The organism is Nostoc sp. ChiVER01 (assembly GCF_034531155.1).
GTDB lineage: Bacteria > Cyanobacteriota > Cyanobacteriia > Cyanobacteriales > Nostocaceae > Nostoc.
In genome coordinates this window covers 1-7,572 of the sequence record NZ_JAVRBS010000059.1, presented here as the reverse complement: position 1 = coordinate 7,572, position 7,572 = coordinate 1, and the positions used below count along the sequence as shown (strand labels likewise).

The 7,572-nt window shown below is 38.6% G+C and carries 6 protein-coding genes and 2 pseudogenes; 4 read left to right on the top strand and 4 right to left on the bottom strand.

Annotated elements, in window-relative coordinates; all coding sequences use genetic code 11:
- A pseudogene (locus tag RMY00_RS35745) lies at positions 1 to 1,279 on the top strand (hypothetical protein); the annotation flags it as partial.
- Between the two features lie 14 nt (positions 1,280 to 1,293).
- On the opposite strand, the gene RMY00_RS35740 reads toward RMY00_RS35745, so the two are convergent.
- Together RMY00_RS35740 and RMY00_RS35735 are read right to left on the bottom strand one after the other, a co-directional pair.
- Positions 1,294 to 2,454 carry a hypothetical protein gene (locus RMY00_RS35740; protein WP_322652086.1) on the bottom strand — a complete coding sequence of 387 codons (1,161 nt, stop codon included), beginning with the start codon at positions 2,452 to 2,454 and terminating at the stop codon, positions 1,294 to 1,296.
- A complete protein-coding gene (locus RMY00_RS35735) occupies positions 2,447 to 3,130 on the bottom strand; it encodes a hypothetical protein (protein ID WP_322652085.1) in 684 nt (227 codons plus the stop codon). The genes RMY00_RS35740 and RMY00_RS35735 overlap by 8 nt, the downstream gene beginning before the upstream one ends.
- Positions 3,131 to 3,311: 181 nt before the next feature.
- Between RMY00_RS35735 and RMY00_RS35730 the strand changes: the two genes are divergently transcribed.
- Positions 3,312 to 3,575, top strand: a complete 264-nt coding sequence (locus tag RMY00_RS35730) for a ribbon-helix-helix domain-containing protein (RefSeq protein ID WP_322652084.1) — start codon at positions 3,312 to 3,314, stop codon at positions 3,573 to 3,575.
- Between the two features lie 152 nt (positions 3,576 to 3,727).
- On the opposite strand, the gene RMY00_RS35725 is transcribed toward RMY00_RS35730, so the two are convergent.
- Both RMY00_RS35725 and RMY00_RS35720 read right to left on the bottom strand, forming a co-directional pair.
- Complete coding sequence (locus RMY00_RS35725; RefSeq protein ID WP_322652083.1) at positions 3,728 to 3,967, bottom strand: hypothetical protein; 240 nt, start codon at positions 3,965 to 3,967, stop codon at positions 3,728 to 3,730.
- 320 nt (positions 3,968 to 4,287) lie between these two features.
- Positions 4,288 to 5,202 carry a hypothetical protein gene (locus tag RMY00_RS35720; protein ID WP_322652082.1) on the bottom strand — a complete coding sequence of 305 codons (915 nt, stop codon included), beginning with the start codon at positions 5,200 to 5,202 and terminating at the stop codon, positions 4,288 to 4,290.
- A gap of 486 nt (positions 5,203 to 5,688) precedes the next feature.
- Here RMY00_RS35720 and RMY00_RS35715 point away from each other — a divergent pair.
- A pseudogene (locus RMY00_RS35715) lies at positions 5,689 to 6,024 on the top strand (HNH endonuclease); the annotation flags it as partial.
- A 1,341-nt stretch (positions 6,025 to 7,365) separates the two neighbouring features.
- Positions 7,366 to 7,548 carry a hypothetical protein gene (locus RMY00_RS35710; protein WP_322652081.1) on the top strand — a complete coding sequence of 61 codons (183 nt, stop codon included), beginning with the start codon at positions 7,366 to 7,368 and terminating at the stop codon, positions 7,546 to 7,548.
- Positions 7,549 to 7,572: the final 24 nt, after the last annotated feature.

Here is a 7,572-nt window from a genome sequence, read left to right as displayed (position 1 = left end):
AGTCAATTCTACTGCGATCGCTATTTCATCAATACCAACTAAGCTTTCCTCTAATACTACCCCTACTAATTTACCTATATCCATCTTCCTCGCCATTGCACCTGACAATCAAATCCTTTACATCGACCGTGGCGTTCCACAACACTGGAATCCTCCTTACAGTCTCCGCAATGCTGATGCTGATTATCGTCTCGAATTCCTTACCGCCTCCGATTCCTCAATCGTTGCGCCTATCGAAGATGCCTTAGTCAAAACTTTTAAACCACCTTTTAACTTTGAAATTAATCTAGATAAGGATATAGACAAAGAATTACAATCTGCTGCTGCTGTCTCTATTCCTATTCCTTTACATCTCTCCGATCGCATCCATTCCCTACTTACCAATGGACTTTCTCCTGAAGATATTCACCACGCTCTTAACACTTTACATTCACACTCTAAAAAATCCGAAACAAACCTTAACCTTAACTCTAATTCAAGCACTGAGCAAATTAACTCAGCGATCGCTTCCTTAGCTAATTTAACCGACCGTATTTCTGCTCTCGAAGAAAATTTAACACAACTACAACTCACAAATTCTCAAAAACATTCCACCGCAGAGCTTGATACAAATACTACAGCCCAAAATCAAACTAAACCAAAATCTTTGACTATAGATCCTAATCCCAAGCCTAAACCTTTACCAGTACCACTCAAAGGAACCGCCTCTGTTAATGAACTACCTTCCCCTCTTGGCACAACTGAACTTGCTCAACGCCTGGAAATTTCTGTTAAACGCCTTGAAAAAGTCAGGAGCCAACACAAAGATTCTACTGAAGGTTTTTTTAAATACACCTTTAAAAAAGAAAAGGGGAAATTTGGTTGGATTTACGATCCTACCAAACGACTCCACATTCCCTACTTAGAACTTCCCATATTAAAACTTCCAACAATTACTCCTCTTAATGCTGCTACCAGCGAAGAAATACAGACCTTGCCCACTCCTTCTGATCTTACTGAAAAGCCTAAGTCCACTACAACCAAACTCCAAACAGAAAAATCAACCACTAAATCTAAATCAACCAAAAAACATAAGCCAAAACCCCTACCTGATCTCAATCAATCTCAACTCGCAAAGAGATTTGGAGTTAATCCCTCTACTTTAAGTAGAAAACGATTAAGCTTCTCAAGCGGCTATATCTCTGCACAAGATTTTGATTTCTGGTGCCGAAGCAAAGATCCCGATAACTTTGCATGGACTTATTCTGAGGATTCTCAAGATTACACCTGTAATCCATAAAGCCAATAAATAAATTACAATTCTCTAATTAATTTCTTAGCCTTCTCCAACTCCATTGGATGCGCCTGATAATAATGACTCTGACTCGATTCACCAACCACAGGCTGAACGATCGCAAAAAATGCCTTCCCATTCCAATGTCCGTAAATCTTTCTATTACTGGCATCTAGAACATGCGTTATCAGGCGTATACCAAAGTTATCCACTAGTTGGTCTGTGAATGCAGCAGGCTTATATAATAACCCTCTAAGCCGCATTTGATGATTTACATCATGCTCACTGCCAATTGGATTCAAAAAACCTATAAATCCAAATCCTTCATCCCACAACTGCCCATATCCCAACTTTTTTGTCGAAAGCTGAAATCCTTTCTCTGCTAAAAAACTCTCTAATTTCTCTAATACCCATGTTGGAGTACAAGCTTTTAAAGTGAAACAATCTGTGTGGCAGCGAACACAGTAACCATCTGTTATTTCCCGTCCTGCTTCCATCACATCATAAACTCTTTGCACGGCTATGCTTGCTGCATTAAAAGCTGCACCCCATTTTGTACCATATTTTTTGGAAGCTAACATCCCAAAAGCTCGATGCTTAAACCATTTTGGCAAGTGCGGCGACCACTGGCGTAATCTGTCTATACCACCACCATCTGGCTCAAATGTTGTATTTCCATTTTTATGCTCAAACAAATACAAAGTCGGCAACTGGCATAAGGATGTGAAGAATGCTGATTTGATATCCCGGTCAACCAACCACTGCGGCTCATGCTCTTGAAAATACTTATAGCTCCAGTACTCATCTGATGATTTTTCGGCTCTGGCTAATATTTGTTTCCCATAGTAGTAAGGGCTTCTCTGTGCTTTACTGTCACACTTTTGAGGATTAATGCCGATTACCTCCTTCCAAAACTTTTCAGCTAATGTGCCAGGGGTTATATCTGGATAAACAGCTAATGAAAATCCAAATACCTGCGCTAGCTCATAAGTCTCGGAACGGCATTTCTTTCCTTCCTCACTCGGATTCCAAAATACTGCTAGCTTCCTATTACCTTGCTTGACAGTAAAACAGACTTTGCCTTTGGAGGTTTGTACATCAGATCCCATTTTATTTGCAAATTCCTGGGCATCTACCTCTGTCCCCCAGTCAACTCTTATGCTTTTAACACTTTTAACCATACAAGCTACTATCCCTATCAACTAAATCAGAGTCCTCATAATCCTCAGAATTTAACGATTTCCCTGACGAGTTCGGGGAATCATGATAATACTCTAAGTAAACTGAACCTCCAGATTGGAATTTCAATTTCATTTCTGCTTGAGAATTAGATAAATTGTCTTGTAACAAATAACGATATAACCGTTTATCATCAACTCCTGTTACTGAGTTTCCCATACCCCTAAAGGCAACACCATTCTCTACTCCCTCTTTGACTACTACTTTTATTTCCTGACCTTCTGATTTACCATTCACTACTGCTTCACTAAATCTCAATTTGGTATTAAAAACTGCATCTATTTTATTCTCTGCTTTAGCTTCTTTAGCTAGTTGTACGCTCTCAATCTTTGCCTGACGCGGTAACTGGTTAAATTCTTCTGAAGTTTTTATATATTCCGGTACTTTTGCATTTTTATTGTAGGTAAACATTGTACGGAAGGCTTTAGAGTTCGGATTTGCTGTCGGGCTTATCCATTTTGATGCTGTTTCTTTACTTATTTTAAATACTTCAGAAATTGTCTCTTTTAAATTCTGACGTTCTACCTTACTCATTTTGCCTACAGATGCTCTAAACTCTTTATCCCGTCTCATTAATTCTTCTTTATTCTCTGGCTCTACATCTCTCCTATAACTCATTTTCTCTCACTAATATTCTATTTTTTTATCAATTTCTAAATATTAAACTTGCTTTTTCAATATAACATATAAGCTGCATAGTGCAGCACTTTATTACAAAAAAATGCTATTTAATGCAACTATGTACTATTTGCATACAAGTGAGGCATGATAAGGAAAGACTTTATATCTAACCCAATCAATGCCATCAAACTGGAGAATCACTGTTACTTTACCCGAACAGTTCAAAGAATTTTTAGAACTATGGGCCGAAAATGAGCATCGTTCTGTCAGCAATCTCGCTGCTAGCATACTCATTAATGCCGCTCAGGATAAAATTTCCACTTCCGAACCGACACTCGATAACCTTAAGCCCCAGCCCAAAACTTTCAAAAAATCTAATCCTCAAACTAAGGTCAATGCCAAACCCAAACCCAAATCTACAAACCCTAAGCAATCTGCCTGACCTTTTAACTTGTCAAATCTCAGCGATCGCACCCGCACAACGCACAACGCAGAATATGGGCTTAATACCTGAAAGTATTGCTATGCACCTGTTCAGTGCTGCAAGAATCTGCAAAACATGTACCCTGTTGACTCAAGACATTTACACTTTATTTACACCAAATTATTTACAAGAGCTTTCAATTTTTTATAGCGATTCTTTTGTACAAACCACTTTTCACAAGCCTCTTTTACAATTTTTCTCTCTTCTAACGATAAAAGCTCATCTGGTTTACCAGACACTAAAATTTTTGCAGTCAAAACCGCTTTTTCGTATTCCACACCATGCTTAACTAGCTCTGTGCAAAATATTTTTTCTCTTTCCTCGTCTGGTGTAAAAAAGCTACTAGACATTGCTAAACAGATATAGGACTTATTTTTAAACTACATCGGCGAGGGTAACTTTCCGTCTTAAACCTTACCAGTTAAAAAAAAATCCTACTTCTATCTGTAGATGTATGAGTAGATATACTCAGTATGCTCGCACTCTATTTTTGATGAGTGTTAAAAAATCAGGGGAAAAGACGGACACGAATTTTTTATAATGAAGACGAATTGAATTAACAATTGTGTGAGGGATGTCGAGAAATGGGTTAATTGCAACTAACGAACCGAGTTACTCCGTCCTCTTCTCAACAGATATCAACCAATCGGCAGAAGAGATTTATGCCTAGTTATTGTCTAATGTATTCTGTAGCCCTTCGATACGCTTCAGCCTCAGCTTGTAGCCGCCTTATGACAGTCGCAAAATCATCATAGAATAATACCCAACCATTGTTAGGTGTAAAAACTATAGTTGTTAATTGCCCGAAATTTGCGTATATCTTCCTGATTGCAGGAATAACCTGTTGTGGAAAATTTATACTATTAGCGATTCCGTTTCGGTCATCATAGATAAGAATCCATTCTCCATTGTTAGTGAATGTTATATAGTTAATACTTTTGTCTGCTTTGTTTATATCAACTAGCTTATTAATAAGTGCCTGTGGAATATTATGCCAAAAAGTACCTTTCTCGCCATAGAGAATTACCCAACCTCCATACGGTGTAAATGCAACACTCTTTATCGTTTTTTTCTGTTTATTTATTTCTAAAAGTTTATTAGTAACGTCTTGTGGAAAATTCGTACTCTCATAAAAACCATTATCGTTATAGATAACTATCCACTCCCGCGAAGGTGTAAACGTAATGCTATTTATAATTCCACGGTTTTTATTTATATCGTTCAAGTCTTTGAGAAGTTTTTGTGGAAGAAGATACGTAGAATAACCATTTCTACCAATTACTATTCCGAAACCTCCATTAGGAGCAAACACAATTTGATTAATAGCTTTTTTTTGCTGAGTTAATGTTTTGATATAGCTAGTTACTAGGGGAGGAATATTGGATGTGTAGTAATCAGCCCAAGCCCGTGAAGAACTTAAGCCAATAGTAGATAAAATGCCTACTGCTATTGATGCATTTGCGAAAAACCTAGCAGTCCCCTTGGAAATGTGCTGTACTAAAAAATTATTAACCATATAACTCTGTTTGTAGATAGATGCCAAATTTAAGTATTCATCCGTAATTGTTCCAGTGAGGATTACCATCTGTCAATCAAACTTCTAAGTATTGAGAGATAGCAGCTTATTTAAGAGACAAAACAAAAGGCAATTGTATGGCTAGCAAGTTATGACGGGCTGTAGGGCATTTTAGAAGCGTTTGACGGGGTTGTGGTGGCATCGTGGCGGGGGGTTGCTTGTTGCTTTGCCGCGTTCCCATTATACCCCCACTAATATAGGTCAAACGTGTCATTTTTCTAAAACTGACACAAAATGACAAATTCGTTTTTTCACATTCAATCGGCTGAAAGCTATACTCTGTAAGCGTTACGGATGACACAAACTTTTTATTTAAATAAAAACTCAAAACCTGATACAAATAATACGATTTTGTACGGATAAAAACATAATTACTTTATTTATGTGTAAAAAATTATTTTGAACCTATTGCTTTTGTCAAGTTAATATCAGAATATTTCAATGGAGTTAGACAAGACATCATTAATTCCACATCAACATCAATCTAGAAAAGGAAAGCGCTACTCTAGTAAGAAATTACTAGACAAGGCATTCCCAGCAGTTTCCCACTCCGAAAACAAATAGGTCATAGTCAAAGGAACAAAATCCCCTTATGACGGAGACACCGCCTACTGGAGCGAACGTAAAAGTAAGCTCTACGACGACAAAACCTCTAAAGCTCTCAAGAAGCAAAACCATAGATGTACTTCCTGAGGCTTAAAATTCATCGATGAGGAACGGGTTCACCTGCATCACATTGACGGAAATGATGCCTACTGGAAGAAAAATAATCTGGAAGCAATTCACGAGAGTTGCCACGATTACAAACACATGAGCAAAAGCGCAGGCTAAGAACATCGGAAGCTGGGTGCGGTGAAAGTCGCACGCCCAGATTTAACTGAGAGGTGCGGGGAATAATATCCCCCATCGACTCAACCCAGCTCAAAAACTATAGATTTTGCAGTTTGCAAACAGAATCCAATTTAGTCTTCTAAAAAATAACGACGCGTGAGGACAAATGACCAATAAATTGAACAGATCCCTGAAGATTGTCACGCTGGCCAGTGCTACTGTGATGCTTATGATAGGCGCCGCATATGCTAGAACTTACTCCCGTAAAACATCTACAACTACTGGTGCTAAGGCTGTTTGCCTTCTTGAAACCTATAGAGGGTCTGGAGGGCTTGAGAACAACGCAAGGATTAGTTGTGAGATTACTGACACGGAAGCTGATGGAAGTACTCCGTATGTACTCTGGCAGATTGATGGTTACGCCGAAAGACGAATTAACGGGTCGGGACCTAAAGATAAAGTCGTCCAACGCGTCGATTCGGCAGGGGTTAATGATGGCATTGGTAAAGTTCGGTTCAGGGCGTGCCGTGATAGGAGTTTCCTGCGGGACAACTGCGATTACTATGAGACCTGGAATGTGAACTGAGTTTCTATGGGGGATGGTAGTGCATCAAAGGATTGTTGGATAAGTAACGATATCGTGCCCACCTGAGTTCGATATAAGAAATTAGCTTGAAAATCTTGTCTGATAAGCTTTTAGACTAAATGATATAGACGCTTTCTCACAGCAATTATTGAGAATTAAAGGTATTTGTTGAGAATAAAATGTTTATTATCATTATAGGAGCCTTGTTGAGAACAAAGACCGAATGTGTTTTTTCAGCGAAAAGTATTATCTTTAGGGCTTTTGAGCATTTTCTTACATCGAACTCAGGTTAACGAGATAAACCTAGAGCCTCCAGCGAAAAGCCTGGGGGTTTTCTTTTGTGTATCGCCTCTCAGTCAATCCCAGTGATTGAAGATTTGCGACGGTTGTGGGCCGGGATGTCGGGAAATGAGAGTTAAACGACACCGAGGTTAAACTATTGCATGGTAAGGATTAAGGGCGTATTACATTGGTAAAACGATATCCTAAAAAAAGGTTTGTCTTACTCCTCAGTTTCAGTCAATTGTGCCACCATGAGGAATGTTAGAGCCAATTTGAACTAAGAGCGATCGCTGTCTACGCAATGGGTTTTTGTCCCTACTTACTAAATAAATCATTATCCACCAGTTCCAACGTTAGGACTGGTAATTAATTGCCTTGGACTAAACTCTCAATCATAGGTAAAAAATTCCCAACGTTGGGAATTTTATGGCGATCGCTAGCAATTAGGCATCACAGGTAAAAAAATCCTAACGTTGGGACTGGCAATTATTTACGCCCTCCTGGTGGCTGACGCTCACCCTCAAATTCAATATGTGGAAGGCTGGGTATTTAATGGCGACGAGTGGATACAACACGCCTGGAATCGCATTAATAGTGAAGAGTTTGATTTAACATATCAAATTCATTGTGATTTGAATCATAAAATGAACTTTTAGCTCAAGATATGCTTCAAAAAGAGC